Origin of the sequence: Lysobacter sp. Root76 (assembly GCF_001428685.1) — a bacterium.
In the GTDB taxonomy this organism is placed as follows: domain Bacteria; phylum Pseudomonadota; class Gammaproteobacteria; order Xanthomonadales; family Xanthomonadaceae; genus Lysobacter.
The window spans coordinates 141,242-167,317 of record NZ_LMIK01000006.1 but is presented as its reverse complement, the minus strand read 5'-3'; the positions used below and the strand labels follow the sequence as shown (position 1 = coordinate 167,317).

26 protein-coding genes are annotated in these 26,076 nt (G+C 68.2%); 13 read left to right on the top strand and 13 right to left on the bottom strand.

The annotated features are described in order from the left end of the window. Positions 1 to 184 precede the first annotated feature (184 nt). The 5 genes from ASE10_RS12715 to ASE10_RS21105 form a co-directional block, all read right to left on the bottom strand. Entirely contained in the window at positions 185 to 967 is a 783-nt protein-coding gene (locus tag ASE10_RS12715) for a succinate dehydrogenase iron-sulfur subunit (protein ID WP_055906296.1), read from the bottom strand. An 81-nt stretch (positions 968 to 1,048) separates the two neighbouring features. Continuing rightward, positions 1,049 to 2,803 (bottom strand): succinate dehydrogenase flavoprotein subunit, encoded by a 1,755-nt coding sequence (gene sdhA / locus ASE10_RS12710; protein WP_055907113.1) that lies wholly within the window; start codon positions 2,801 to 2,803, stop codon positions 1,049 to 1,051. A gap of 41 nt (positions 2,804 to 2,844) precedes the next feature. Beyond that, positions 2,845 to 3,237: a succinate dehydrogenase, hydrophobic membrane anchor protein gene (gene sdhD, locus ASE10_RS12705; RefSeq protein ID WP_055906293.1), complete on the bottom strand. Its 393-nt coding sequence runs from the start codon at positions 3,235 to 3,237 to the stop codon at positions 2,845 to 2,847. Next, the gene (sdhC, locus tag ASE10_RS12700; protein WP_055906290.1) at positions 3,234 to 3,629 is read right to left on the bottom strand and encodes a succinate dehydrogenase, cytochrome b556 subunit; all 396 of its coding nucleotides are present in this window, start codon (positions 3,627 to 3,629) and stop codon (positions 3,234 to 3,236) included. Before sdhC ends, sdhD begins: the two co-directional genes overlap by 4 nt. A gap of 78 nt (positions 3,630 to 3,707) precedes the next feature. Continuing rightward, on the bottom strand, positions 3,708 to 3,884 hold the full coding sequence (locus ASE10_RS21105) for a succinate dehydrogenase assembly factor 4 (RefSeq protein WP_082559813.1): 177 nt from the start codon (positions 3,882 to 3,884) through the stop codon (positions 3,708 to 3,710). Positions 3,885 to 3,913: 29 nt separating this feature from the next. Between ASE10_RS21105 and ASE10_RS12695 the strand changes: the two genes are divergently transcribed. Further along, the gene (locus ASE10_RS12695) at positions 3,914 to 4,798 is read left to right on the top strand and encodes a folate-binding protein YgfZ (RefSeq protein ID WP_056305341.1); all 885 of its coding nucleotides are present in this window, start codon (positions 3,914 to 3,916) and stop codon (positions 4,796 to 4,798) included. Between the two features lie 411 nt (positions 4,799 to 5,209). On the opposite strand, the gene ASE10_RS12690 is transcribed toward ASE10_RS12695, so the two are convergent. From ASE10_RS12690 to ASE10_RS12670, 5 genes are all read right to left on the bottom strand, one after another. Then, positions 5,210 to 7,450, bottom strand: coding sequence for a thiamine pyrophosphate-dependent enzyme (locus ASE10_RS12690; protein ID WP_056305627.1), 2,241 nt, complete (start codon positions 7,448 to 7,450; stop codon positions 5,210 to 5,212). Between the two features lie 122 nt (positions 7,451 to 7,572). Continuing rightward, positions 7,573 to 8,229, bottom strand: a complete 657-nt coding sequence (locus tag ASE10_RS20240; protein WP_162250174.1) for a glutathione S-transferase family protein — start codon at positions 8,227 to 8,229, stop codon at positions 7,573 to 7,575. After that, positions 8,226 to 8,783, bottom strand: coding sequence for a GNAT family N-acetyltransferase (locus ASE10_RS20235; RefSeq protein ID WP_055906280.1), 558 nt, complete (start codon positions 8,781 to 8,783; stop codon positions 8,226 to 8,228). Before ASE10_RS20235 ends, ASE10_RS20240 begins: the two co-directional genes overlap by 4 nt. A 185-nt stretch (positions 8,784 to 8,968) precedes the next feature. Continuing rightward, complete coding sequence (locus ASE10_RS12675; RefSeq protein WP_055906277.1) at positions 8,969 to 10,132, bottom strand: acyl-CoA dehydrogenase family protein; 1,164 nt, start codon at positions 10,130 to 10,132, stop codon at positions 8,969 to 8,971. A 214-nt stretch (positions 10,133 to 10,346) separates the two neighbouring features. Next, the gene (locus tag ASE10_RS12670; protein ID WP_055906274.1) at positions 10,347 to 11,171 is read right to left on the bottom strand and encodes a glycine zipper 2TM domain-containing protein; all 825 of its coding nucleotides are present in this window, start codon (positions 11,169 to 11,171) and stop codon (positions 10,347 to 10,349) included. A gap of 194 nt (positions 11,172 to 11,365) precedes the next feature. Here ASE10_RS12670 and ASE10_RS12665 point away from each other — a divergent pair, with 194 nt between their 5' ends. Next, complete coding sequence (locus ASE10_RS12665; RefSeq protein ID WP_055906270.1) at positions 11,366 to 11,587, top strand: DUF6116 family protein; 222 nt, start codon at positions 11,366 to 11,368, stop codon at positions 11,585 to 11,587. A 3-nt stretch (positions 11,588 to 11,590) separates the two neighbouring features. Continuing rightward, the gene (locus ASE10_RS12660) at positions 11,591 to 12,361 is read left to right on the top strand and encodes a TatD family hydrolase (protein WP_157480920.1); all 771 of its coding nucleotides are present in this window, start codon (positions 11,591 to 11,593) and stop codon (positions 12,359 to 12,361) included. Between the two features lie 141 nt (positions 12,362 to 12,502). On the opposite strand, the gene ASE10_RS12655 is transcribed toward ASE10_RS12660, so the two are convergent. Next, positions 12,503 to 13,318, bottom strand: coding sequence for a tRNA threonylcarbamoyladenosine dehydratase (locus ASE10_RS12655; protein ID WP_055906268.1), 816 nt, complete (start codon positions 13,316 to 13,318; stop codon positions 12,503 to 12,505). A 91-nt stretch (positions 13,319 to 13,409) separates the two neighbouring features. Here ASE10_RS12655 and ASE10_RS12650 point away from each other — a divergent pair, with 91 nt between their 5' ends. The 3 genes from ASE10_RS12650 to ASE10_RS12640 all read left to right on the top strand — a co-directional run bounded on the left by ASE10_RS12650 (position 13,410) and on the right by ASE10_RS12640 (position 15,877). Next, a complete protein-coding gene (locus tag ASE10_RS12650) occupies positions 13,410 to 13,862 on the top strand; it encodes a hypothetical protein (RefSeq protein WP_055906265.1) in 453 nt (150 codons plus the stop codon). 143 nt (positions 13,863 to 14,005) lie between these two features. After that, positions 14,006 to 14,488: a glycine zipper 2TM domain-containing protein gene (locus tag ASE10_RS12645; protein WP_055906262.1), complete on the top strand. Its 483-nt coding sequence runs from the start codon at positions 14,006 to 14,008 to the stop codon at positions 14,486 to 14,488. Positions 14,489 to 14,752: 264 nt separating this feature from the next. Further along, complete coding sequence (locus ASE10_RS12640; RefSeq protein ID WP_056305339.1) at positions 14,753 to 15,877, top strand: M35 family metallo-endopeptidase; 1,125 nt, start codon at positions 14,753 to 14,755, stop codon at positions 15,875 to 15,877. A 208-nt stretch (positions 15,878 to 16,085) separates the two neighbouring features. On the opposite strand, the gene ASE10_RS12635 is transcribed toward ASE10_RS12640, so the two are convergent. Continuing rightward, positions 16,086 to 16,295: a cold-shock protein gene (locus tag ASE10_RS12635; RefSeq protein WP_055906256.1), complete on the bottom strand. Its 210-nt coding sequence runs from the start codon at positions 16,293 to 16,295 to the stop codon at positions 16,086 to 16,088. Positions 16,296 to 16,511: 216 nt separating this feature from the next. Between ASE10_RS12635 and ASE10_RS12630 the strand changes: the two genes are divergently transcribed. The 3 genes from ASE10_RS12630 (at position 16,512) to ASE10_RS12620 (ending at position 19,367) form a co-directional block, all read left to right on the top strand. After that, on the top strand, positions 16,512 to 16,997 hold the full coding sequence (locus ASE10_RS12630) for a DUF456 domain-containing protein (protein WP_055906252.1): 486 nt from the start codon (positions 16,512 to 16,514) through the stop codon (positions 16,995 to 16,997). Positions 16,998 to 17,123: 126 nt separating this feature from the next. Beyond that, a complete protein-coding gene (locus ASE10_RS12625) occupies positions 17,124 to 18,314 on the top strand; it encodes a phospholipase A (protein WP_055906249.1) in 1,191 nt (396 codons plus the stop codon). Positions 18,315 to 18,410: 96 nt separating this feature from the next. After that, positions 18,411 to 19,367 (top strand): patatin-like phospholipase family protein, encoded by a 957-nt coding sequence (locus ASE10_RS12620; RefSeq protein ID WP_055906246.1) that lies wholly within the window; start codon positions 18,411 to 18,413, stop codon positions 19,365 to 19,367. 244 nt (positions 19,368 to 19,611) lie between these two features. On the opposite strand, the gene ASE10_RS12615 is transcribed toward ASE10_RS12620, so the two are convergent. Beyond that, positions 19,612 to 21,204: a fumarate hydratase gene (locus ASE10_RS12615; protein ID WP_235565861.1), complete on the bottom strand. Its 1,593-nt coding sequence runs from the start codon at positions 21,202 to 21,204 to the stop codon at positions 19,612 to 19,614. Positions 21,205 to 21,541: 337 nt separating this feature from the next. Between ASE10_RS12615 and ASE10_RS12610 the strand changes: the two genes are divergently transcribed. From ASE10_RS12610 to ASE10_RS12595, 4 genes are all read left to right on the top strand, one after another. Then, positions 21,542 to 22,255 (top strand): alpha/beta hydrolase, encoded by a 714-nt coding sequence (locus ASE10_RS12610; protein ID WP_055906243.1) that lies wholly within the window; start codon positions 21,542 to 21,544, stop codon positions 22,253 to 22,255. A 65-nt stretch (positions 22,256 to 22,320) separates the two neighbouring features. Next, the gene (locus ASE10_RS12605; protein ID WP_055906240.1) at positions 22,321 to 22,914 is read left to right on the top strand and encodes a demethoxyubiquinone hydroxylase family protein; all 594 of its coding nucleotides are present in this window, start codon (positions 22,321 to 22,323) and stop codon (positions 22,912 to 22,914) included. A 61-nt stretch (positions 22,915 to 22,975) separates the two neighbouring features. Further along, complete coding sequence (locus ASE10_RS12600; protein ID WP_055906237.1) at positions 22,976 to 24,871, top strand: ABC transporter ATP-binding protein; 1,896 nt, start codon at positions 22,976 to 22,978, stop codon at positions 24,869 to 24,871. A gap of 11 nt (positions 24,872 to 24,882) precedes the next feature. Continuing rightward, positions 24,883 to 26,076: a PQQ-dependent sugar dehydrogenase gene (locus tag ASE10_RS12595; RefSeq protein ID WP_200945862.1), complete on the top strand. Its 1,194-nt coding sequence runs from the start codon at positions 24,883 to 24,885 to the stop codon at positions 26,074 to 26,076.

Genomic DNA, 26,076 nt, shown 5'->3' with positions numbered 1-26,076 from the left:
TGGTAGCCGGATCGCGGGGTTGGGGGCGGCGAGCGGCCCTCACCCTGCCCTCTCCCGCAAGCGGGAGCCTCACCCTGCCCTCTCCCGCAAGCGGGAGCCTCACCCTGCCCTCTCCCGCAAGCGGGAGAGGGAGGAGCCAGCCATCGTGAGCGGGAGACCCGCTGTTCCGTGAGCAGACTGCTGCTTAGACGCGGCGCGCCAGCATCAGCTTCTTGATCTCGCCGATCGCCTGCGCCGGGTTCAGGCCCTTCGGGCAGGTCCGCGCGCAGTTCATGATGGTGTGGCAACGGTAGAGCTTGAACGGATCTTCGAGGTCGTCCAAGCGCGCGCCGGTGTCTTCGTCGCGCGAGTCGACGATCCAGCGGTAGGCCTGCAGCAGGATCGCCGGGCCGAGGTAGCGGTCGCCGTTCCACCAGTAGCTCGGGCAGCTGGTCGAGCAGCAGGCGCACAGGATGCATTCGTACAGGCCGTCGAGCTTCTTGCGGTCCTCCGGCGACTGCAGGCGCTCGCGGTCGGACGGGGTCGCGCTCTGGGTGCGCAGCCAGGGCTTGATCGAGGCGTACTGGGCGTAGAAGTGGGTCAGGTCCGGAACCAGGTCCTTGACCACGTCCATGTGCGGCAGCGGGTAGATCGGCACTTCGGCCTTGCCGCAGTCCGCGATCGCGCGGGTGCAGGCCAGGGTGTTGGTGCCGTCGATGTTCATCGCGCACGAACCGCAGATGCCTTCGCGGCAGGAGCGGCGGAAGGTCAGGGTCGGGTCGATCTCGTTCTTGATCTTGATCAGCGCGTCCAGAACCATCGGGCCGCATGCCGCCAGGTCCACCTCGTAGGTGTCCACGCGCGGGTTCATGCCGTCGTCGGGGTTCCAGCGGTAGACCTTGAAGGTGCGCGGCTGCTTGGCGCCCGGCGTCGCCCAATGGCGGCCCTTCTGGATCTGCGAGTTCTTCGGTAGGGCGAATTCGGCCATGCTGGCAATCTCTCGGCTAGCGTCGGTACTGGGGTCGGTTGCGGTGCTGACGCGCGCGGGTGCGCGCGTCGCGAAGGCCGATCAGTACTTACGCTCCTTGGGCGGGACGTAGGCGACGTCGTCGGTGAGCGTGTAGTTGTGCACCGGGCGGTAATCGATGCTGGTCTTGCCGCTCTCGTCGACATAGCACAGGGTGTGCTTCTGCCACTCGGCGTCGTTGCGCGTCGGGAAGTCCTCACGGGCGTGGGCGCCGCGCGATTCGGTGCGGTTCTCGGCCGAGACGATGGTCGCCAGGGCCTGACCGAGCAGGTTCGACAGCTCGTAGGTCTCGATCAGGTCCGAGTTCCAGATCAGCGAACGATCGCTGACCTTGACGTCGGCGAACGAGGCGTGGATCTCGCGGATCTTGCGCACGCCGTCGCTGAGCGTCTCGCCGGTGCGGAACACCGCGGCGTCGGCCTGCATGGTGCGCTGCATGCGGTCGCGGATGACCGCGGTCGAGGTGCCGCCGTTGGCGTTGCGCAGCTTGTCCAGGCGCGCCAGCGCTTCGTCGCAGGCGTCGCCGGCCAGTCGCGGCTGGGGCGCGTCCGGGGTGATGGTCTCGGCGCAACGATTGGCGACCGCGCGACCGAACACCACCAGGTCCAGCAGCGAGTTCGAGCCCAGGCGGTTGGCGCCGTGCACCGACACGCAGGCCGCTTCGCCGATCGCGTACAGGCCCGGCACGACCGAGTCGGGGTTGCCGTTCTTCAACTGCACGACTTCGCCGTGGTAGTTGGTCGGGATGCCGCCCATGTTGTAGTGCACGGTCGGGATGACCGGAATCGGCTCCTTCTCGACATCGACGTTGGCGAAAATGCGCGCCGATTCGGCGATGCCCGGCAGCTTCTCGTGGATGACTTCCGGGCCGAGGTGGGTCAGGTCGAGCAGGATGTGGTCCTTGTGCTCGCCGACGCCGCGGCCTTCGCGGATTTCGATGGTCATCGAACGGCTGACCATGTCGCGCGGCGCCAGGTCCTTCACGCTCGGCGCGTAGCGCTCCATGAAGCGCTCGCCGTTGCTGTTGCGCAGGATGCCGCCCTCGCCCCGCACGCCTTCGGTGATCAGGCAGCCGGCGCCGTAGATGCCGGTCGGGTGGAACTGCACGAATTCCATGTCCTGCAGGCCCAGGCCCGCGCGCAGGGCCATGCCGCCGCCGTCGCCGGTGCAGGTATGGGCCGAGGTCGCGGAGAAGTAGGCGCGGCCGTAGCCGCCGGTCGCCAGCACCGTGCCCTGGGCGCGGAACAGGTGCAGCGTGCCTTCGGCCATGTCCAGGGCGAGCACGCCGCGGCAGGCGCCGTCGGGGTCCATGATCAGGTCGAGCGCGAAGTACTCGATGAAGAACTGCGCGTCGTGCGCCAGCGACTGCTGGTACAGCGTGTGCAGGATGGCGTGGCCGGTGCGGTCGGCGGCGGCGCAGGTGCGCTGCGCCGGCGGGCCTTCGCCGTACTTGGTGGTCATGCCGCCGAACGGGCGCTGGTAGATCTTGCCCTCTTCGGTGCGCGAGAACGGCACGCCCTGGTGTTCGAGTTCGATGATGGCCGGAATGGCCTCTTTGCACATGTACTCGATCGCGTCCTGGTCGCCCAGCCAGTCCGAACCCTTGACGGTGTCGAAGAAGTGGTAGCGCCAGTCGTCCTCGCCCATGTTGGCGAGCGCGGCCGAGATGCCGCCCTGGGCGGCGACGGTGTGCGAACGGGTCGGGAAGACCTTGGTGATGCAGGCGGTCTTCAGGCCCTTCTGGGCCAGACCGAAGGTGGCGCGCAGGCCGGCACCGCCGGCGCCGACCACGATCATGTCGAACTTGTGTTCCTGGATCTTGTAAGCGGCGGCCACGGTCAGGCTCCCAGCGCGATGCGGATAACGGCGAGCACGCTAGCGAGCGCAGCGAGGACGCAGACGAAAACGACGGTGAGCTGGGAGGCGATCGCCAGCCACGGGGTATGCACGTAGTCCTCGATGACCACCTGCAGGCCGAGCTTGGCGTGCCAGAACATCGCGACCAGGAACGCCACCAGCAGCACGGCGTTGCACGGGTGGGCGACCGAGGCGCGCACCGCGGCGTAATCGCCGCCGATCCAGGAGATCACCAGGCCGAGCACGTACAGGGACAGGAAGATCAGCGCGATCGCGGTGACGCGCTGGACCACGAAGTGGTGGGTGCCGTCCTTCGCCGAGCCCAGGCCGCGCGCGGTCTTGAGCGGGTTGCGCAGCTTGCCGCGGGCGTTCATGCGCCACCCCGCTGCATCATCGCGACCAGCCAGATCAGCGCGGTCACGACCAGGCTGCCGATCACGCTGATCCAGCCGTTGCGCACGAAGGTCGCGACGCGGTAGGCGTAGCCGGCGTCCTGGACCAGGTGGCGGATGCCGTTGAGCAGGTGGTAGGCGAAGGCCCAGGTCCAGCCGAACAGGATCAGGAAGCCCAGCGGCGAGCGCGCGCAGGCGGTGAACTGGGCCCAGGCTTCGGGACCGGCCGCCAGCGCGACCAGGGCCCAGGCGATCAGCAGGGCGCCGACGGAAAGGATGCAACCGGTGATCCGGTGCACGATCGAGGTCACCATCTGGATCTGCCAGGCGTAGACCTGCAGATGCGGTGACAAGGGACGTTCGCGGTTCGCCATGAGCGATGGCTGTCTCGGCTGGGCGGCGGCGCCGCGTGGCGGGAAGGATGGGTGAGGTGCAGTGAAGGCGAGGCGTAGCTAGAAGTCGATGCAGCGGCCGTTTTTTTCCCAATCGCCGTAGCGGGTCGGGTCGGGACCGTCGCGCCCACCGTACTCCTTGCCCGGTGGCGCATCGCTGCCGGTGGCCGGAACGGAGGGTGCCGGGGTCTCGACCGCGGGGTCCGCCGCTGCTTCCGGGGTGGTTTCGCCTATCATCACAGCGTTAAATCTTAAGTCCCGCCCCCATGCATGACAACCCGCAGGCTCCGTCCGGACAGGCATTCGCCCTGCCCGGCCACCGCGTGATCGAGCTTTCCGGCCGCGACGCGGCGGTATTCGCGCAGGCGCAGTTCATGAACGATGTCAACGCCTTGGCGCCGGGGCAATGGCACTGGAGCGGCTGGCTGACGCCCAAAGGGCGGGTGATCGCGCTCATGGCTTTGCTACGTCTGGCCGATGAGCGGATCTGGCTGCTGTTGCCCGATGCCGACCCGGAAACGATCGCCGCTGCGCTGAAGCGCTACCTGTTCCGAAGCAAAACCGTCGTCGCCGTACGTTCCGATCTGGCCGTGGAAGCGCGCTACGCGGCCCCGGGCCAGGCCCGCGGCAATGCCCTGGGCGGAGACGAAGGCAGCGGGATCGAGTTGGACCTGAGCGGCGACGGCGGCGCACGCAGCCTGCGCATCGTGGCCACGCACGGCGTGCCCGAGGACGCGGCGGCGCTCGAGCGCTGGGCCCTGGACGATCTGCGCCACGGCCTGCCGCGGCTGGGGCCGGAGCAGGTCGAGCAATGGACGCCGCAGCAGCTGTCGCTGGAGCGACTGGGGGCCTTCAGCGTCAAGAAGGGCTGCTATCCGGGCCAGGAGATCGTGGCCCGCACCCACTTCCTGGGGAAAGCCAAGCGCGGCCTGATGCGGCTGCGCGGCGCGGGCGTGGCCGCCCAGGACGAAGTGACGGCCGGCGCAGCGGCCGCCGGTGCAGCCGGCGTGGTCTCGCCGGTGGGACAGGTCATCTGCGCGGTGAACGACGAAGGCTTGGCGGTGATGCCGCTGCAGGCCCCCGACGTCCCGCTCTTTACCGGTGGGCAGCCCTGCGAACCGCTTGCGCTGCTGGACGGTCTGGCGCGCTGAGGCGCCCTATTCCGCCCGCGGACTGCGACACGCTTTCTGTGGGAGCGACGTAAGTCGCGATATCCGTACGCCGCGCTGAAGGCCCCGCTTCGCACGCGGGCTGCGGCGCTTTCTGTGGGAGCGACGTAAGTCGCGATATCCCTACGCCGCGCTGAAGGCCCCGCTTCACACGCGGGCTGCGGCGCTTTCTGTGGGAGCGACGTAAGTCGCGATGCTTTTCGCTCGCAAGCTACATCATCGCGGCGTGGAGATATCGCGACTTACGTCGCTCCCACAGGGGAAGCCGCGTCAGCTTGGACGGCGTCGCCGGCCTGCGCGGTGGCGCGGTGGCGCGGTGGCGCGATCGCGACCCGCGTCGCTCCCGCATGAGGCCGCGGTCGCGGACGCGACCGTAGCCCCAAGCATCGCCGCTCAGGAATTCCCGGCCAGCACATCCGCCGCGGCGACGATGTCTTCTTCGCCCGGAATCACCAGGAACGCGGCACCGGCCAGCGGGGTATAGGTGTCGACGCCGACCACGCGCTGGAACGGACGTCCGCCGAAACCGCCTTCGGCGATCGCGGTGATCACGCCCTCGCCCACGCCGGCGCTGCGCCTGCCTTCGTCGACGACGATGATGCGCTTGGCGTTGCGCGCCTGCTCGACGATGTAGGCGTCGTTGAGCGGCACCAGCCAGCGCAGGTCGACCACGCGCGTCTTCCAGCCGTGCTTGGCCTCGATCGCGCGCGCGGCGCGCAGGCTCATCGGCACGCCGTTGCCGTAGCTGAAGATCACCAGATCGTCGCCGTCGCCGTAGCTGCGCCCCTCGCCCAGGGTCATGGCCTGGTCGGGCGACGGGTACGAGGTCAGCCAGGCGCCGTCGCCGGGCTCGTACAGGTCCTTGCTCATGTACAGCGCGATCGGTTCCAGGAACACCGCCACCCGCCCGTCGACCTTGGCCAGCGCGGTCAGGGTGCGCAGCATGGTCGCGGCGTCGTCGCCGCGCGAGGGGCAGCCGACCACCAGGCAGGGAATGTCGCGCAGCGCGGTGATCGAGTTGTCGTTGTGGAAGTGGCCGCCGAAACCGCGCTGGTACCCCAGGCCGGCGATGCGCACCACCATCGGGTTGCGGTACTGGTTGTTGCTGAAGAACTGCAGCGAGGCCGCTTCGCCGCGGATCTGGTCGCAGGCGTTGTGGAAGTACGCCAGGTACTGGATTTCCGGGATCGGCAGCAGGCCGACGTTGGCGAAACCCTGGGCCATGCCCAGGATCATGGTCTCGTCGAGCAGCGTATTGAACACGCGACGCGGGCCGAACGCCTTCTGCAGGCCCTTGGTGACGGTGTAGACGCCGCCCTTCTGGGCCACGTCCTCGCCGAACAGCAAGGTCTCGGGGTACTTGGCGAAGATGTCGTGCAGGGCGTTGTTGATCTGGATCGCCAGGTGCCGCGGCGGCTGGTTCTCCGGCAGCTTGGCTGCGCCGCCGAATACCTCCAGGCGACGCTCGGCGTAGTCGGCGCGCGCGGCTTCCCGGGCGACCGCCTCGGGCGAGTACGGCGCCAGCGGCGCGATCACTTCGGCGAGCCGGTCGAGCTTGGGCCGGCGATCGGCCTCCTCGGCCGCGGCGAAGCAGCGCTTGCGCGTGGCTTCGTAGAGTTCCAGCACCTCGTCGGCGGACATCAGCCCCGACTCCAGCGCGATCGCCGCCGAACGCAGCAGCGGATCGCTGGCCTCGACCGCGCAGAGCTCCTCGACCGAACGCCATTCGATCTCGAAGTCGGTGCCGGCGTGACCCATGATGCGGGTGGTGCGCAGGTGCAGGAAGGTCGGACGGCGCGTGCGCCGGCAATGCTCGACCGCGCGCTGCACGTCGGCGTAGCCGTTGGCCAGATCCAGGCCGTCGGCGGCGAAATAGTCCAGCCCGTCCATGTTGCGGAAGCGGTTGCCGATCCAGCCGCCCGGGGTTTTCACCGAGATGCCGATGCCGTTGTCCTCGCACACGAACAGCACCGGCGCCGGCAGCTTCTGGTACGCGGTCCAGGCCGCGGCGTTGAACGCGGTCTGGGCGGTGGCGTGGTTGGCGGAAGCGTCGCCGAAAGAGCAGATCGCGATGCTGTCGTCGGGGATCGGCAGCGCATGGCCGAGACGGCGACCGGTTTCGATCGCGACCGCGGTGCCCAGCGCCTTGGGCAGGTGCGAGGCGATGGTCGAGGTCTGCGGCAGCACCCACAAAGGCTTGCTGCCCCAGACCTTGTGCCGGCCGCCGGAGGCCGGATCGTCCTTGCTGGCGGCGAACGACAGCGCCGAATCCATCACCGGGTCCATGCCCGGCAGCTTGCGGAAGCGCTCGGCCATGAAGCCGCCGCTGCGGTAGTGCAGGAACGCCGGATCGGTGTGGCGGGTCAGCCGCGCCACCATCGCGTTGCCTTCGTGGCCGCTGGAACCGATGGTGTAGAAGACCTTGTTCTGGACCCGCAGCACGCGCGCCATCAGATCGAGGTGGCGGCTGATCAGCTGCGATTCGAACAGCTCGCGGAAGCCGCGCGCGTCGAGCGCGCTGCCGTCCAGGATCGCCTCGTGCGCGGCCGGGCGCGCGTCGGCGCGGCCGCTCCAGCCTTTGACGAACTCGACGAAGTTGACGTCGCAGATCTCGGCCCGGTTGAGGCCTTTCATGCGCGCGGGAATCGGGTTCGCGACCGGGTTGAAGTTCGGCACGCTGCTGAAGATCGAAGACTGCGGTTGCGCTGACATCGGATGCTCCGCCGCCCGTGTCGGGTCGGCCTGTCGAAAGGGGGTCAAACCGTCTGAATCACGGGGGTTTGCGCGATCCGCTCCGCCGCCAGGGCGTCGGGTTCGGGCAAGGCGACGAAGCCCGGGGTCGCGCGCACGCGCGCCAGCCAGGCCAGCAGCGCCGGGTACGGCGTCAGGTCGATGCCGCCGTGGCCGGCGACGTCGGTGTAGGCGAACAAGGCGATGTCGGCGATGCCGTAGCGGCCGGCGCTGAACCAGTCGTGTTCGCCCAGATGGCGTTCCATCACCTGCAGCGCGCGATGGCCGCGTTCGCGCAGCATCGGCAGCTCGGCGCGGCGCGGCGAATCCAGCGGGGTCCAGCCGGCGATGAAACGCGCGACCGCGACATAGGGTTCGTGGCTGTACTGCTCGAAGTTCATCCAGCTCAGGGTCTGCGCGCGCTGCCAGCGATCGTCGGCGAGGAAGGCGCTGCCGTTGGCGAGGTAGTACAGGATCGCGTTGGATTCGCTGAGGGTGCGGCCGTCTTCGAGCTCGATCACCGGCACTTTGCCGTTCGGGTTCAGGGCCAGGAACTGCGGAGTGCGGGTTTCGCCGCGGCTGCTGTCGACTTCGACCCAGCGGTAGGGCTGGCCGAGCTGCTCCAGCAGCAGCTTGAGCTTGTGGCAATTGCCCGAGGGCGAGAAGCCGTGGACGGTGATCATGCGCGGTCTCCGTGCTTGCGGCGCGCGCGCCATTCTTCGCGGCTCTGGCCCCAGACCTCGATGTCCTTGTCGTTGAAGGGTTCGGGCAGGCGGTCCTGGCGCAGATAGCGCGAACCGAGCTTGGCGGCCACGCCCTTGGAGGCGAGGTTGCCGGTGTCGATGGTGTGGATCACTTCGCTCCAGCCGAGCCGGTCGAAGGCCCAGTCGATGGCTGCTGCCGCGCCTTCGCTCGCATAGCCCTTGCCGCCTTCGCTTTCGACGATGCCCCAACCCACTTCGGTGCCCGGCCAGCCTTCCGGCCGCCAGGGACCGAGGCGGCCGATCCAGCGGCCGGAGGACTTCTCGAACACCGAGAAGAAACCGTAGCCCACCGCGGCCCAGGAACCGATCACCGACATCATGCCGCGCCAGGCCAAGGGCCGCGCCTGCGGGCCGCCGATGTAGCGCAGGTAGTCGCCGGCGGCCATGAACCCGGCCCAGGCGTCGAAGTCGTCCAGCTGCGGCGGACGCAGCAGCAGGCGCGGCGTTTCCAGCTGCAGGTCGGGAATCGTCATCACGGATCGGCTCTCCTGCTGAGCGTGAATCACTGGCGGTGTGTAGCCCCTCTCCCGCGTGCGGGAGAGGGGTTGGGGTGAGGGGGCGCGAGCGCTGCTTGGCTTGCGCCGGCACTGCTTCGACGCGCGCCCTCATCCGGCCCTGCGGGCCACCTTCTCCCGCGCGGCGGGAGAAGGAAAACCTTTTAGAACGCGTTGATGCCGGTCAGCTCGCGGCCGACCACCAGCTGGTGGATCGTCTCGGTGCCTTCGTACGTGATCACCGATTCCAGGTTCAGCGCGTGGCGGATCGCCGCGTGTTCGGTGGTGATGCCGGCGCCGCCGAGCAGATCGCGGCATTCGCGCGCGATGTCGATCGCCATGCGGCAGTTGTTCCACTTCGCCAGCGACACCTGGGTCGGCTGCATCTGGCCGGCGTCCTTGAGACGGCCGAGCTGGACGACGAGCAGCTGCGCCAGCGTGATGCGGCGCGCCATCTCGGCCATCTTGATCTGCGCCGACTGGGTCGCCGCGACCGGACGGTCGAACAGGATGCGCTCCTTGGTGTAGCCCAGCGCTTCGTCGAGGCAGGCGATGGCCGCGCCGATCGGACCCCAGGTAATGCCGTAGCGGGCCTGGGTCAGGCAGCCCAGCGGGCCCTTGAGACCCTTCACGTTGGGCAGGCGGTTGGCGTCGGGCACGCGCACGTTGTCGAAGAACAGCGACGAGGTCACCGACGCGCGCAGGCTCATCTTGTGCTTGATTTCCTGGGCGGCGAAACCGGGCATGCCCTTCTCGACCACGAAGCCCTGGATGCCGTCCTCGGTCTGCGCCCAGACGATCGCGATGTCGGCGAGGTTGCCGTTGGTGATCCACATCTTGGAGCCGTTGAGGACCCAGTCGCCGCCGTCCTTCTTGGCGTTGGTCTTCATGTTGGCCGGATCGGAGCCGCCGTGCGGCTCGGTCAGGCCGAAGCAGCCGATGATCTCGCCGCGGGCCATGCCCGGCAGCCAGCGCTGGCGCTGCTCTTCGCTGCCGTAGGCGTAGATCGGGTACATGCACAGCGAGGACTGCACGCTGACGAAGCTGCGGATGCCGCTGTCGCCGCGCTCGAGTTCCTGGCAGATCAGGCCGTAGCTGACCGCGTTGAGGCCGGCGCAACCGTACTGCTCGGGCAGCGAGGAACCGAGCAGGCCGAGGTCGGCAATCTCGGAGACCAGCTCCTTGGGGAAGCGGCCCTGGTCGAAGGCATCGCCGATGATCGGGATCACGCGCTCGTCGGTGAAACGGGCCACGGTGTCCTGTACGGCGCGCTCCTCTTCGCTGAGCAGGGAACGGACGTCATACAGATCGTAGGGATTCAGGGCCATGGCGCGCTCAGGGGACCGTATCAACGAAAAGAACGCCATTGTAATGGCCGCGCCCGGTCCGGGTAAGGCCGAAGTTTGCGCGCGACCGGGCCGCTGTAAGCGTTATCAGGCCGTCCTCGCGCGAGGCCGGCCTGGCCGCATCAACGAAAACGGGGCCGGATAACCGGCCCCGTCGTCGTTCGGCGGAGGGTCGCAGGCCGTGCCTGCGCACGACTCAGCCGTGTTCGTTGCCGCTGTCCGCCGAGGCGGTCTGGGTCACGACCTGGCCGTCGATGACCGGCAGCTTCTGGCCCGGCCGCTCGTCCATGCGCACGGTCTGGTTCTGGCCCTGGTAGCGGTAGGTCACGTCGTAGCCGACCACCTTGTCCTCGTTGCCCAGCGAAATGCGCTTGCCCGGCTTGCTGTCGGTGCGCATGGTGCCGGTGGTGCCGTCCGGGTTGCGGTAGGTCACGTTGTAGGCGATCACGCGCGTGGACTGCGAGCTCTCCGAGACGGTGTGGCACTGGCGCTCGGTGCGGTTCACGACCCGGCCGCCGACGTGGTTGCGGTCGACGCGGTTGCCGATGTAGCCGCCGGCGGCGGCGCCGGCCACGGTCGCGGCCTTCTTGCCGTTGCCGCCGCCGACCTGGTTGCCGACGAGGCCGCCGATCAAGGCGCCGGCGACCGTACCGCCGATGTTGCCGTCGCGCTCGGGCAGGCGTTCCTGCACGACCACGTCCTCGCAGACTTCGCGCGGGGTCGAGCTGGTGCTGGTCTCGCGCACCGGGTCGGTGCCGAGCACGGTCGCGTACAGCGCCTGCTTCTCGTTGATCGGCTTGACGTTGATCACGTCGGCGTAATCGACCTCCGGCTTGGCGGTGGTCGCGATCGCGCCGTTGGGGGCGATATCGCCTTCCGGAGTGGCCATGGCGCTGCCATCCGGATTGGTCAGGGAAGTGGCCGGGGCAGCGCCGTTGCCACGGAAGCTCTGGAACGCGGCGACGGCGACGCCGCCTACGAGCAGCGAAGCGAGCGCTACAGCCAACATGTTCTTATTCATCGTGAGCCTCCTGCGGTGGCACGGGTTCTGTGGAACTGATGGCGCGGACGGTGGTCCGCGGGTGTGGACGGCGCCATTGCAACACTCGAAACCTGAACAAGTACCTATTGAAATCGGCAAATCTGTCCCCCGCATGAACCCGCCGCGACGACGTGTTAGCGTGTTTGCAACGCGCGTCACAACCCGGTATCGACATGGCCAACCCCCTGCTTGCTCCCCTGATGGGCTTCCTCGGACGCCTGAGTTATCCGCGGCTGTTCATGCTCACCGCGGTCCTGTTCGGACTGGACCTGGTGATACCGGACTTCGTGCCCTTCGCGGACGAGTTGCTGCTCGGCCTGGGCACCTTGCTGCTGGCCAACTGGAAGAAGCGCAAGGACGTGCCGCTGGAGCCGCCGGCGCCGCCCGCCCGCTGAATCGTGGCCACGCTGGTCGACAGCCACAGCCACCTGGACGCGCCCGAGTTCGACCAGGATCGCGCGGCGGTGATCGCGCGCGCGCAGGCCGCGGGCGTGATGCGGCAGGTGGTCCCTGCCGTCGAAGCGGCGAGCTGGCCCAAGCTGCGCGAGGTCTGCGCGCAGGACCAGGGCCTGCATCCGGCCTACGGCCTGCACCCGATGTATCTGAGCTCGCACCGGCCCGAGCACCTGCGCGAGCTCGGCGACTGGATCGAGCGCGAACGTCCGCTAGCGGTCGGCGAATGCGGCCTGGACTATTTCGTCGAAGGCCTGGACCCGGAAGCGCAGTCGCTCTATTTCGAGGGCCAGCTGCGCCTGGCGCGCGATTTCGATCTGCCGGTGATCGTGCATGCGCGGCGCGCGGTGGACGCGGTGATCGCGGCGATCCGCCGCACCGGCCGGCTGCGCGGCGTCGTCCACAGCTATTCGGGCAGCGAGGAACAGGCGCGGCAGCTGTGGAAGGCCGGGTTCCTGCTGGGCCTGGGCGGCCCGGTCACCTACGAACGCGCGAACCGGTTGCGCGGGCTGGCCGCGAGCATGCCGATCGAGTATCTACTGCTGGAAACCGACGCGCCCGACCAGCCCGACGCCGGCATCCGCGGCCAGCGCAACGAACCGGCGCGGCTGAGCGCGGTATGCGACACGATCGCGGCGCTGCGCGGCATCGCCCCCGACGCGCTCGCGGCCGCGACCAGCGCGAACGCGGAGCGGTTGTTTCGATTGCCGCCGTAGCTTTGGGGTAGGAGCGGCGTAAGCCGCGACCGCGACAGAACGACAACGGTGCAAGCGCCGACAATCCCGCATCGCCGTGGCGACGTCGGTGTAGACGGCCGCGCGGTCGCGGCTTACGCCGCTCCTACCCCAAAAAGGCGCTCAGGCCGCTTCGGCCTTCGGCTTCAGCAGGATCTCCAGGCCCTTCCCCACCGCCGCGAACGCGAACGCGCCGGTGATGTGGGTGGCCGCACCCAGGCCGGCGCCGCAGTCCAGCTTCAGCGCGGCATCGGCGTCGAGCTTGGGCCGCAGGCCGCAGACGGTGCCGTCGGCTTGCGGGTATTTGACGTTCTCCAGCGAGTAGATCGCGCTGACGCCGAAGTAGCGGTCCGGGTTCTTGGGGAAGTTGAACTCGCTGCGCAGCTTCTTGCGGATCAGCGCCAGCATCGCGTCGTGTTCGGTGCGCGACAGGTCGCGCACCCGCACCAGGGTCGGATCGGTGCGGCCGCCGGCCGAGCCGACCGCGATCACCGGCAGCTTGCGGCGCCGGCACCAGGCGATCAGTTCGACCTTGCTGCGGAAGCTGTCGCAGGCGTCCAGGACCAGGTCGTAGCCACGGTCGAGCAGTTCATCGAGGTTGGACGGGGTCAGGAAGCTCTGCACCGCATCCAGGCCGATTTCCGGATTGATCGCACGGCAGCGCTCGGCCATGACCTCGACCTTGGCGCGGCCGTAGTGGCCGTCCATTGCCGGCAACTGGCGGTTGGTGTTGGACAGGCACAGGTCGTCGGCGTCGATCAGGGTCAGGTGGCCGACGCCGCTGCGCGCCAGCGCCTCTACCGCCCACGATCCGACTCCGCCCATGCCGACCACGGCCACGCGGCGCGCGGACAGGCGCGCGACCGCGCCGTTGCCGTAGAGCCGGTCAATGCCGGCGAAACGTTCCCGCCACGCGGGAGCCACAGTGTTTTCACTCATGCGCACATTGTACGTGCACGCCCCCATTTAGCCCTGGCGGAACGCGCAACGCTGCGTGTTAAGGTTCGATCATCTTGGAGGAGGCCAGGCAATGAACGATACCCAGCCCAACACCGTCGCTGCCCCGCGCAAGGGCAACGGCAGGAAGTACTTGTTCCTGTTCCTGATCGGCCTGGTCATGGGCGCGATCGGCACGGTGATGCTGATGAGGGCGTGGCAGGCGCGTCAGGATCCCTTTCCCGACAGCGTGATGCACGTGCAGCAGTGGCACCTCAAGCAGCTCAAGGACCGGGTCACGGAGAACCGTTGCGCGGCGACCGACACCCTGCCGCACGTGAAGGCGCTGCGCACCACCGCCGACGATCTGGAATGGGCCTTCCCCGACCTCAAGGACGATGCCCGTTTCGGCCAGCACGCGAGCAAATTCCGCGGCACCCTCGATGCGGCGCTGGCCAGCCCGCCGCTCAACTGCGCCGGCGTCGGCGCCTTGACCGAGCAGATCGGCGAGGCCTGCGGAAACTGCCATCAGGACTTCAAGGGCTGAGCCCAGCGTGCCAATGCCCGCCGCCGGCTGAACGCGGCGGCGAGGCAGGGTTCCGATTGATGGGCTGTTCACACGTCGCCGCCTAGGTTGGAGCACGCGTGGCGGGTTTCGCCACTCGCCCCTCCACCCGCAGGAGATTAGTAATGAACACCCAGAATTTTCGCCTGCTCGGCATCGCAGCCGCCGCGACCCTGGCCTTGGCCGGTTGCGCCACCTCGCCGGGCTACTCGTCCGGCTACGGCAATTCGCAGCCGAACTACGGCAACGCCCCGGCCAACTGCTACGACTGCGGCACCGTGACCCGGATCGAGCAATTGGCTGGCGGCGGTTCCGCCCCCAGCAAGACCGGCGCCGTCCTCGGCGGCATCGTCGGCGCGGTCGCCGGCCATGAAATCTCGTCCCACACCGGCGGCAGCAAGGGCAACCAGAACGTCGCCGCGGTCGCCGGCGCGGTCGGCGGCGCGATCGCCGGCAACGCGATCCAGAACCGCGTCGACAACGGCCGCTTCAACGTCTACGTACGCATGGACGACGGCCGTACCACGGTGGTGACCCAGAACGACCTGGGCGGCATCCGCGAAGGCAGCTACGTCCGCGTCTACAACGGCCGCGCCTGGGTGCGCTGACTCTCGGCAAGATCGCTGTCGAAAAGCGGCTCGCTACGGCGAGCCGCTTTTTTTCTGCCTGAACCTCCTGCCCGGGCCCCATACCGATGCCGCATCGATGCTGCGCGGCAGCATTTCGGCAGCGATTTCGCACATTGCTACCTCAGTCACGCTTGCGGGGCACGCAAACCCCCGATCGCCACCCGAACCGCACTTGCACAGGATTAGTGTCGGTCGGTCCGCCCCCGCGGACCTCGCCTACACGAAGACAAGGAGATCGGTCGAATGAAGCTATTGCATGTCGTTTCCGGCACCGCAGTCCTGGCCGGCGCCATCGCCGCGGCCACCGCCGCCGGCCCCGCCGCTCCGGCCAACCCGTTGCGCGTGAGCATCAGCACGTTCGACGGCGGCGCCGGCGCGCTCAGCGCCGCCAGCGTGGGCGCGCTGCAGGGCACGGTCGAAATCGCCGTGACCAACACCAGCCGCCGCACCGTGCGTCTGCCGAAGTGGCAGTTGCCCACCGAAGTGCTGGACGCCAACCTGTTCGAAGTCAGCGTCGACGGCGCCAAGGTCGAATACCAGGGCCCGATGATCAAGCGCGGCACGCCGCAGGCGGCCGACTTCGCGATCCTGCGTCCGGGCGAAACCTACCGTACCGTGGTCGACCTGGCCTCGGCCTACGACCTGTCGCAGGCCGGCGACTACACCGTCACCTACAACGCCCCGCTGCAATTCGCTTCCACCGACGACCGCAAGCTGCTGAACCAGGCCAACGGCCTGCCGATGAGCGCACGCAGCGCCCCGCTGCGGCTGTGGGTGGACGGCGGCGCCAAGCTCGACGCGGCCCAGCGCGTCAGCGCCGCTGCCAAGCCGGTCGGCCCGCTGCAGGTGGTCAACGGCGTCAACTACGTCGGCTGCACGAGCTCGCGCATCACCACCGCCGGCCAGGCCGTGAACTCGGCACGCAGCTATTCCGAAAACGCCAAGGGCTATCTCAACGCCGGTACCGTCGGCGCGCGCTATACGACCTGGTTCGGCGCCTACACCTCGTCGCGCTACAGCACCGCACGCCAGCACTTCGTCTCGATCGATGCGGCGATGGACCAGAACAACGGCCAGATCACCATCAACTGCGGCTGCAACCAGAACTACTACGCCTACGTGTATCCGAACCAGCCGTACCAGATCTACGTGTGCAAGTCGTTCTGGACCGCTCCGCTGACCGGCACCGACTCCAAGGCCGGCACCCTGATCCACGAAATGAGCCACTTCAACGCGGTCGCCGGCACCGACGATCACGTCTACGGCCAGAGCGGCGCCAAGAATCTGGCGATCAGCAATCCGGCCAACGCGCTGGATAACGCCGATAACCACGAGTACTTCGCCGAGAACACCCCGTTCCAGAACTGAGCGGCATCGCGACAGCGTAAAGCGGCCCGTTACGGCGGGCCGCTTTGTTTATGTCGGACGGCCGCGGCGCAGAAACATAAACGGGCCGGGGATTTTCAGCGCGAGATAACCGCCGGGAATGATTCGCGGAAAAAGAAAAGCCCGGCTCGCGCCGGGCTTTTCAGGTCCTGAGCGCAGCCTCGCGGCCGCGCTTGGATGGGGTGTTGCCTTACAGCGGCTCGACGGCGTCGGCCTGCAGACCCTTCTGGCCCTGCACGACGGTGAAGGAGACCTTCTGGCCTTCCTTCAGGCTCTTGAAGCCCTGGGACTGGATCGCGCGGAAGTGCACGAACACGTCCTCGCCGTTCTCGCGGCTGATGAAGCCGAAGCCCTTGGCATCGTTGAACCACTTGACGGTACCGAATTCACGGTTCGACATTTTTACCTGCTCCTTGAAACGTTGGTTTGTTTAACGCAGCTCGCGCTGCGTGCTGGTTGCAAGGAGGAAGCGAGGTGCAACGATGTAGCGGATCGAGGATCAACCGCATCGGGCCACGATTCACGGTGACCCTTGGCAAACACAGCGCCCGCAACTTACCCCGCCATGGGGCAAAATGCAAACAGCCCGGACAGCCTGTCCGGACGGGGGTTATGGATGGATTTCACGACTGTTTATTACGTGCTGGCCGGGCTGCTGATCCTGGTCGGAATCGCCGGCACGGTGCTGCCGGCGCTGCCGGGTTTGCCGCTGGTTTTCGCCGGCATGTTGCTGGCCGCATGGGCCGGGGGATTCGAACAAGTCGGCTGGATCACCCTGACCGTACTGGCGGTGTTGACGGTGGTGTCGATGGGGGTGGATTTCCTGGCCACGGCGATGGGCGCCAAGCGCGTCGGCGCCAGCAAGCTGGCCCTGGCCGGGGCCGTGATCGGCACCTTCGCCGGATTGTTCTTCGGCCCGATCGGCCTGTTCGCCGGCCCCTTCGTCGGCGCGCTCGGCGGCGAACTGATTCACAGCCGTCAGCTGGCCCACGCGACCAAGGTCGGCGTCGGCACCTGGGTCGGCATCCTGGTCGGCACGGTACTGAAACTCGGGCTCGCGTTCGCGATGGTGGCGCTGTTCGTGGCGGCCTGGATTCTGTGACGGAACCGGCGCGGCGCATTCCCTGTTTCGGAAGCCGCGCTGAAGGCGAATCGCATTCAAGGTGGTAACCCCGGCGGCCCGCGGACACACTGTCGGAGTTACCGTTTCGATTATGGATATAAACAAATGATTGCAGACGCGAACCGCGCCGCCAGGCTCCGTCCCTGCCTGCACCCGCTGGCGCTGGCCCTGGCGATGCCTGTGTCGGCGCTGGCGCAGCAGGTGCCGGCTCCGGCCACGCCCGAGGCCTGCACCGCGATCGCCGTCGATGCCGACCGCCTGGCCTGCTACGACAAAGCCCTGAACCGACGCGCCGCGGACACCCGCGCCGCCGACGTGGCGGCCAAGGAGGCCAGGGCGATCCAGCGCAACCTGGAACTGGCCGACCAGATCGAGGGCCGGGCGCCACCGCCGGCCGACACCGTGCCCGAACGCGCGCGCCGCATCACTGGCGACCTGTACCCGAACGAGGCGCCGCTGGACAGCGCCATCGCCAACGCCGGCAAGGGCGGCCTGCTCGACAGCCGCTGGGAACTGGCCAAGGATTCCAAACTCGGCGTGTTCAACTTCCGCGCCTACAAGCCCGTGTATCTGCTGCCGGCGTTCTGGACCAACGACACCAACGAACTGCCGTACTCGCCGAACCCGCGCAACCAGGTCACCGACCCGCAGTCGCTGACCAGCGTCGAAGCCAAGTTCCAGCTCAGTTTCAAGACCAAGGCGGTGGAGAACCTGTTCGGCGACAACGGCGATATCTGGATGGGCTACACCCAGAGCTCGCGCTGGCAGGTCTACAACGGCGACGATTCGCGCCCGTTCCGCGAGACCAACTACGAGCCGGAAGTGCTGCTGGTGTTCCGCAATAACTACCGCATCGGCGGCTGGCGCGGGCGCATGGCCGCGATCGGGCTCAACCACCAGTCCAACGGGCGCGCCGACCCGTTCTCGCGCAGCTGGAACCGGGTGGTCGCCAACATCGGCCTGGACCGCGAGGACTGGGCGCTGACGCTGCGGCCGTGGTGGCGCATCTCCGACGGCAACGACGACGATAATCCGGACATCGAGGACTACATCGGCCGCGGCGACCTGACCGTGGTCCACCGCCGCGGCGGCCACGAGTTCAGCCTGATGGCGCGGCACTCGCTGCGCGGCGGCGACCGCTCGCACGGCGCGGTCCAGTTCGATTGGGGCTTCCCGATCCACAACTCGCTGCGCGGCCACCTGCAGGTGTTCGACGGCTACGGCGAAAGCCTGATCGACTACAACCACAAGGCCACCTACATCGGCCTGGGCGTTTCCTTGCTGGAGTGGTACTGAGCGCACGAAACCGCGATCGCGCGGCGACGCGGTTCGCAACCGGCGCGACCGCGCCGGGTTAGGCTCGCCCTACCCCACGTAAGTGCGAGTTCCGCCATGAAAATGCGCCGCATCCTGTCGCTGGACGGCGGCGGCATCCGCGGCCTGGTCAGCTGCCTGTGGCTGACCGGCGTCGAGGACGCCCTGAGCCAGGCCGGCAAGCCCGGCCTGCTGAAAGGCTTCGATCTGCTCGCCGGCAGCTCCACCGGCGCCATCGTCGCCGCGGGTTTGGCGATCGGGCTGGCCCCGGCCAAGCTCGCCGATCTCTACCGCGATCGCCGCTATACCATTTTCCCTGGCATGGCCGAACGCCTGTGGTCGCGCAGCGGCCGCCTGCTGACTGCCGGCCCGTCGGCGCCCAAGTACGACGCCAAGGGCTTGGAGAAAGTGCTGAAGCAGGTCTTCGGCAAGACCACCCTGGGCGAGGTCCAGGCGCCGCTGCTGATCACCGCCTACGACACCGTGTCGCGCGCGCCGGTGATGTTCAAGAGCTTCAAGCCCGAACACCGCGAGCTGCCGCTGTGGGAGGTCTGCCGCGCCTCGTCGGCGGCGCCGACCTATTTCCCGGCGCATGCGATGAAGGTCGAAGGCCGGGACTGCGCGCTGATCGACGGCGGCGTGGTCGCCAACAATCCCACCGCCTGCGCGATCGCCGAGGCTCTGCGCAAGGACGCCCAGGTCGACAACAGCCGCGACCTGGTGGTGCTGTCGGTCGGCACCGGCGAGCGCACGCGCAGCATCTCGCTGGCCGCCGCGCGCGAATGGGGCGCCTTGGAATGGGCGGTGCCGATCATCGACGTGCTGTTCGACGGCAACACCGACTCGGTCGACTACATCGCCCGGCAACTGGTCGGCGACGGCTACTTCCGCATGCAGGAACACCTGCACATCGGCCTGGACGACCTGGACGACACCAGCTCGACCAACCTGATCGCGCTGGAGTTCATGGCCAAGGAGTATCTGGCCAATGCGGACACGCAGGACATGCTGGCGGAGCTGGCGCGGCAGCTGTAGCGCCGGCTGCTTGCTGTGGGAGCGGCGTAGGCCGCGACCGCGGGGCTGCGAAGTGCGGCGCGATCCGGCTGTCGGGACGATGATCGGGGTGGCGAAGCGTTCGTCGGATATGCGGTTGCGCGATCGCGGCTCACGCCGCTCCCACAGAAGACCGCCGGATAGTGGGAGCAGAAGGCCGGACAGTTGGCCAGGAAGCGCAACGCCCGGGCTGGGCCGGGCGCTGCGATGCCGACGATTCGACCGATCAGGCCGGTTCGACCACCACCGGAATCTTGCCGATCCGCGCCTGCCATTCCTTGGGGCCGGTCTTGTGCACCGACTCGCCGGCGCTGTCGACCGCGACCGTCACCGGCATGTCCTGCACGGTGAACTCGTAGATCGCTTCCATGCCCAGGTCGGCGAAACCGACCACGCGCGAGGCCTTGATCGCCTTCGACACCAGGTAGGCCGCGCCGCCGACTGCCATCAGATAGACCGAGCGGTGTTTCTTGATCGCCTCGATCGCGACCGGGCCACGCTCGGCCTTGCCGACCATGCCGAGCAGGCCGGTCTGCGCCAGCACCTGTTCGGTGAACTTGTCCATACGCGTGGCGGTGGTCGGGCCGGCCGGACCGACGACCTCGTCGCGCACCGGATCGACCGGGCCGACGTAATAGATGAAGCGGCCCTTGAAATCGACCGGCAGCGCCTCGCCCTTGTTGAGCATGTCGACCATGCGCTTGTGCGCGGCGTCGCGGCCGGTCAGCAGCTTGCCGTTGAGCAGCAGCACTTCGCCGGGCTTCCAGCTGGCGACTTCTTCCGGGGTGACGCTGTCCAGATCGACGCGGCGGCCCTTGGACGAGTCGTAGGTCAGCTTCGGCCAGTCTTCCAGCGACGGCGGATCCAGCATCACCGGGCCGCTGCCGTCGAGGGTGAAGTGCGCATGCCGGGTGGCCGCGCAGTTCGGGATCATCGCCACCGGCAGGTTGGCGGCGTGGGTCGGGTAATCCTTGACCTTGATGTCCAGCACCGTGGTCAGGCCACCCAGGCCCTGGGCGCCGATGCCGAGCGCGTTGACCTTTTCATACAGCTCTAGACGCAGCTCTTCGGCACGATTACTGGCGCCGCGCGCCTGCAGTTCGGTGATGTCGATCGGCTCCATCAGCGATTCCTTGGCCAGCAGCATCGCTTTCTCGGCGGTGCCGCCGATGCCGATGCCGAGCATGCCCGGCGGGCACCAGCCCGCGCCCATGGTCGGCACGGTCTTGAGGACCCAGTCGACGATGGAGTCGGACGGGTTGAGCATGGCGAACTTCGACTTGGCCTCGGAACCGCCGCCCTTGGCCGCGACGATCACGTCGACCGTGTTGCCGGGCACGACCTTGACGTTGACCACGGCAGGCGTGTTGTCCTTGGTGTTGCTGCGCTTGCCGGCCGGATCGGCGAGCACGCTGGCGCGCAGCTTGTTGTCGGGGTGGTTGTAGGCGCGGCGCACGCCCTCGTTGACCATGTCTTCCACGCCCATGGTCGCGCCGTCCCAGCGCACGTCCATGCCGATTTCCAGGAACACGGTGACGATGCCGGTGTCCTGGCAGATCGGCCGATGACCTTCGGCGCACATGCGCGAGTTGATCAGGATCTGCGCGATCGCGTCCTTGGCCGCGACGCTTTCCTCGCGCTCGTAGGCGGCGGCGAGGTTCTTGATGTAGTCGACCGGGTGGTAGTAGCTGATGTATTGCAGGCCATCGGCGATGGATTGGATCAGGTCGTCCTGGCGGATGACGACCGGGCCGCTGGAGGCGGCAGGAGACGGGCTGGCGGTCACGGCGGGCTGCGGGCTGGCGGTGGGGATCCCCATTCTACCCGTCGTGCGCAGCGCGGCCGCGCGCAGGCCTGGAAGGCGGCGAATCGCGGCGCATAAGCCCTTGATCCTGGGCCGGAATGGGCGCGTGCCCTGCCCGAGGTCCGGTGGCGATGCTGGCGCGGCCGCAATGGACGCCGGTGCTGGCCGTCCGGGGCCTGTGGCCGCTGCGGCTATGGGCCTGAGCGACCGCAGACGCGGCACAGCTCGCTGCACCACGCTTCCGCGTTCGGAACCTCAGCCGCCGCAGCCGATGCGGCGGCGCTGCTGACAGAAGCTGTCAGCGCCCGGGCTTAGCGTGTCGCAACGCCCACGACCGTATAGGAACAGCCGCATGCCGTATCCCACCACCGTCCTGCTGCACGGCGCCGGCGTCGGCGCCTGGGTCTGGGCCTGCGTGATCGAGCGCATGGCCACGCCGGCGCTCGCTCTGGATGTCCCCTGCCGGCACCCCGGCGCGACGCCCGAGCAGTGCGCGCAGGAATTGATCGCCGAACTCGACCGCCGCGGTATCGACGAGGTGGTGATCGTCGCCCACTCGCTCGCCGGTGTGCTGATGCCGGAACTCGCGGCGCGCCTGGGTGCGCGACTGCGGCATTGCGTCTATCTGTCGGCGGTGGTGCCGCCCTCGGGCGGCGCGTTCGTGGACGCGCTGGGCCCGGTCGAACGCATGCTGCTGCGGCTGCTGTTCCGCTTCAATCGCAAAGGACTCAAGCCGGGGCCCGCAATGATCCGCCGGGAGCTGTGCGACGATCTCGACGATGCGACGGCCATGCAGGTGGTGTCGCGCTATGCCGCCGAATTCCCGGGGCTCTACCTGACGCCCTGTCACGCACCGCCGGTGCGCGTGCCTTCGACCTATCTGCGCCTGCTGCGCGACCGCAGCCTGGCGCCGTCGCGCCAGGACGCGATGATCGCGCGGCTGCAAGCCCCGCAAGTGCGCGACCTCGACGCCGGCCATCTGGCCATGCTGTCGATGCCGGCGCAGGTCGCGCGGCAGCTGACGGCGATCGCGCTAGCGTCCGGCCAGGGGCGCGCCGCGGCCTGATCGCGGCGCGAGCGAGCGAGCACGCAGACGCATTCGCGCTGGCACCCGACGACACCGACACGGCTATGCTGCGCTCGACACCCAGCCGCGATGCCGCCGCGATGACGCACAGCCTCGACCCCGCCTTGCCCGCTGCGATTGGGCCCCTGTCGCTGGCCATGCGCTACCTGCGCGTGGACCACGCCGGCGAGTTCGGCGCGATCCAGATCTACCGCGCCCAGATCCTGATCGGCCGCCTGCTGCGGCGTCCGTACGTGGCGCTGTTGCAGGACTTCCTGAGCCATGAGCGCACCCACCTGGCCACCTTCGGCGATCTCCTCGCCGCACGCGGCGTTCGACGCTGCCGCAGCTTCCTGCTGTGCGGGATCGGCGGCTACGCACTCGGACTGAGCACGGCGGTACTCGGCGAGCGCGCGGTGATGGCTTGCACGCGCGCGGTGGAAACCGTGGTCAACCGTCATCTGCAGGAACAGCTGGCGCATCTGATCGACACCGATCCGCAGGCGCATGCGGCCGTGGCTTCGATCGTCCGCGATGAACTCGAACACCGCGATGTCGCCGCCGAGCGCGTCGGCGCGGACGGTCCGCTGACCCGCGCGGTCGATGCGGTAGTCGCGATCTCGACCGAGTCGGTGATCTGGCTGGGCCTGCGGCTTTGAGCGCCTGCGCGCACCAGCCTGCTTTCACCATCCGCCAACCGGTCCCAGGCACAATCCGAGCATGTCCTCCCCCGCCGAAGCCGTCCCGCCCTCGTCCGGTCCCAGGACCGACCGTTCCGGAGGCAAGCCGAGTCTGCGCGAACGCTTCGACGCGCTGCGCAATCTGCCGCCGTTCCTGCGCCAGATCTGGAGCACCAGCCCGAGCCTGACCCTGCTCACCCTGGGTCTGCGCCTGATCCGCGCGTTCCTGCCGATCGCGACCCTGTACGTGGGCAAGCTGATCATCGACGAAGCGGTGCGGCTGGTCGCGGCCGGCGTCGCCTTCGAATCGGTGGGCGCGGCGCTGAGCGGCGGCCAGCTCACCACCCTGCTCGGCCTGCTGGCCTTGGAGTTCGGCCTGGCGATCGGCTCCGATCTGCTCGGGCGCATGGTCAGCTACGGCGATTCGCTGCTGTCGGAACTGTTCACCAACGCCACCAGCGTGCGCCTGATGGAGCATGCGGCGACCCTGGACCTGGAAGACTTCGAAGACCCGGACCTGCAGGACAAGCTCGACCGCGCGCGGCGCCAGACCATGGGCCGCATGAACCTGATGAGCCAGTTGTTCGGCCAGGTCCAGGACGCGATCACGGTGATCAGCTTCGCGGTCGGCCTGCTGGTCTACGCGCCGTGGCTGATCCTGCTGCTGGCGGTGGCGCTGATACCCGCCTTCGTCGGCGAAGCGCATTTCAATGCCCTGGGCTACTCGCTCAACTTCGCCTGGACGCCCGAGCGCCGCCAGCTCGAGTACGTGCGCCAGATGGGCGCCAGCGTCGAGACCGCCAAGGAGGTGAAGATCTTCAACCTCCACCGTTATCTCATCGCCAAATACCGCGAACTCGCGGACAAGTTCTTCAAGGCCAACCGTTCGCTGGCGCGGCGGCGCGCGGTCTGGGGCACCCTGCTCGCGGCGCTGGGCACGCTGGGCTACTACGTCGCCTACGCCTACATTGCCTGGCGCACGGTCAAGGGCGATTTCAGTATCGGCGACCTGACCTTCCTGGCCGGCAGCTTCCGGCGCCTGCGCCAGTTGCTCGAAGGCTTGCTGGTCGGCTTCTCGCAGGTCGCCGGCCAGGCGCTGTACCTGGACGATCTGTTCTCGTTCTTCGAGATCGAACCAGAGATCGTGTCGCCGGCGAATCCGCGCCCGGTGCCGAGGCCGATCGCCAGCGGCTTCGTGTTCGAGAACGTCGGCTTCCGCTATCCCGATGCCGAGCGCTGGGCGCTGCGCGGGCTGAACTTCGAACTGCACGCCGGCGAAGTGCTGGCCCTGGTCGGCGAGAACGGCGCCGGCAAGACCACCCTGGTCAAACTGCTGGCGCGCCTGTACGACCCCGACGAGGGCCGCATCCTACTCGACGGCCACGACCTGCGCGAGTACGACCTGGATCAGCTGCGCGCCAACATCGGGGTGATCTTCCAGGACTTCGTGCGCTATCACCTCACCGCCGGCGAGAACATCGGCGTCGGCCAGATCGACGCCATGCACGACCAGGAGCGGATCCGCAGCGCGGCCCGGCGCGCGCTCGCCGACCAGGTCATCGACTCGCTGCCGCAAGGCTACGACCAGCAGATCGGGCGCCGCTTCAAGACCGGCGTCGATCTTTCCGGCGGGCAGTGGCAGAAGATCGCGATCGCGCGCGCCTACATGCGCGACGCCCAGGTCATGATCCTCGACGAGCCGACCGCGGCCCTGGACGCGCGTTCGGAATTCGAAGTGTTCCAGCGCTTCAAGGAACTGTCGGACGACCGCACTGCGGTGCTGATCTCGCACCGCTTCAGCAGCGTGCGCATGGCCGACCGTATCCTGGTGCTCGCCGAAGGCCGCCTGGAGGCCAGCGGCACGCATACCGAGCTGCTCGCGCAAGGCGGGCGCTACGCCGAACTGTTCGAATTGCAGGCTGCCGGTTACCGCTAAGGAGACTCCCAATGCCAGTCCGCCCCCACCGCTTCCCTCTCGTCCTCATGCTCGCGCTGAGCCTGGCCGCGTGCGACAAGACGCCCGCCCAGGATGAGGCTGCCGCACGGCCCGCACCCGCCAAACAAAGCGGTCAGCAGCTCGCCAGCGAACGCGGTGCGGTCCAGCTCACCCGGATCGCCGAGGGCCTGGAACATCCGTGGAGCGTGGCCCTGCTGCCCGACGGCGGATTCCTGGTCAGCGAACGGCCCGGGCGGCTGCGCCGGATCGGCGCCGACGGCGCGATCTCGGCGCCGCTGGCGAACCTGCCCGAGGTCTGGGCCAAGGGCCAGGGCGGCTTGCTCGACGTCGTGCTGGCCCCGGACTTCGCCAGCAGCAAACGCATCTATCTCAGCTATGCCGAGCCCGGCCCCGACGGCAGCGCCGGCACCGCGGTCGCTACCGCCACGCTGGGCGAATCGGGGCTGAGCGATGTCGCCGTGATCTACCGCCAGCAGCCCAAGCTGGTCGGGCCGAATCATTTCGGTTCGCGCATCGCCTTCGACGGACACGGGCATGTCTTCATCACCCAGGGCGAGCGTCAGGAGCGCATGGCCTCGCAGGACTTGAAGATGCTGCAGGGCAAGCTGGTGCGCCTGAACCTGGACGGCAGCGTGCCGAGCGACAATCCCTATGCCGGCCGCAGCGACGCGCGCGCCGAAATCTGGAGCTACGGCCATCGCAACATGCAGTCGCTGGCGACCGACCCGCGCAGCGGCAAGATCTGGGAGGCCGAACACGGCCCGCGCGGCGGCGACGAGATCAACCTTCCCGAGGCCGGCAAGAACTACGGCTGGCCGATCATCACCAACGGCATCGATTACAGCGGTCTGCCGATTTCCGAAGCCGAAGGCAAAAACAAGCCCGGCATGGAATCGCCTTACCACGTCTGGGAAAAATCGCCGGGCCTGTCGGGCATGGCCTTCTACACCGGCCACCCCGGCTCGCCGTGGAACGACAGCCTGTTCCTGGGCGCGCTCGCCGACGGAAATCTGATCCGCCTCAGCCTGGACGGCGACAAGATCGTCAAGGAAGAACGGCTGCTGGGCGAGCTGGGCAAGCGCATCCGCGACGTGCGCGTGAGCGCGGACGGCAAGGTGTATGTGCTGACGGACGAGCAGAACGGCGAGTTGTTGCGCCTGGATCCCCCGGCAGGCAAGCCGTAG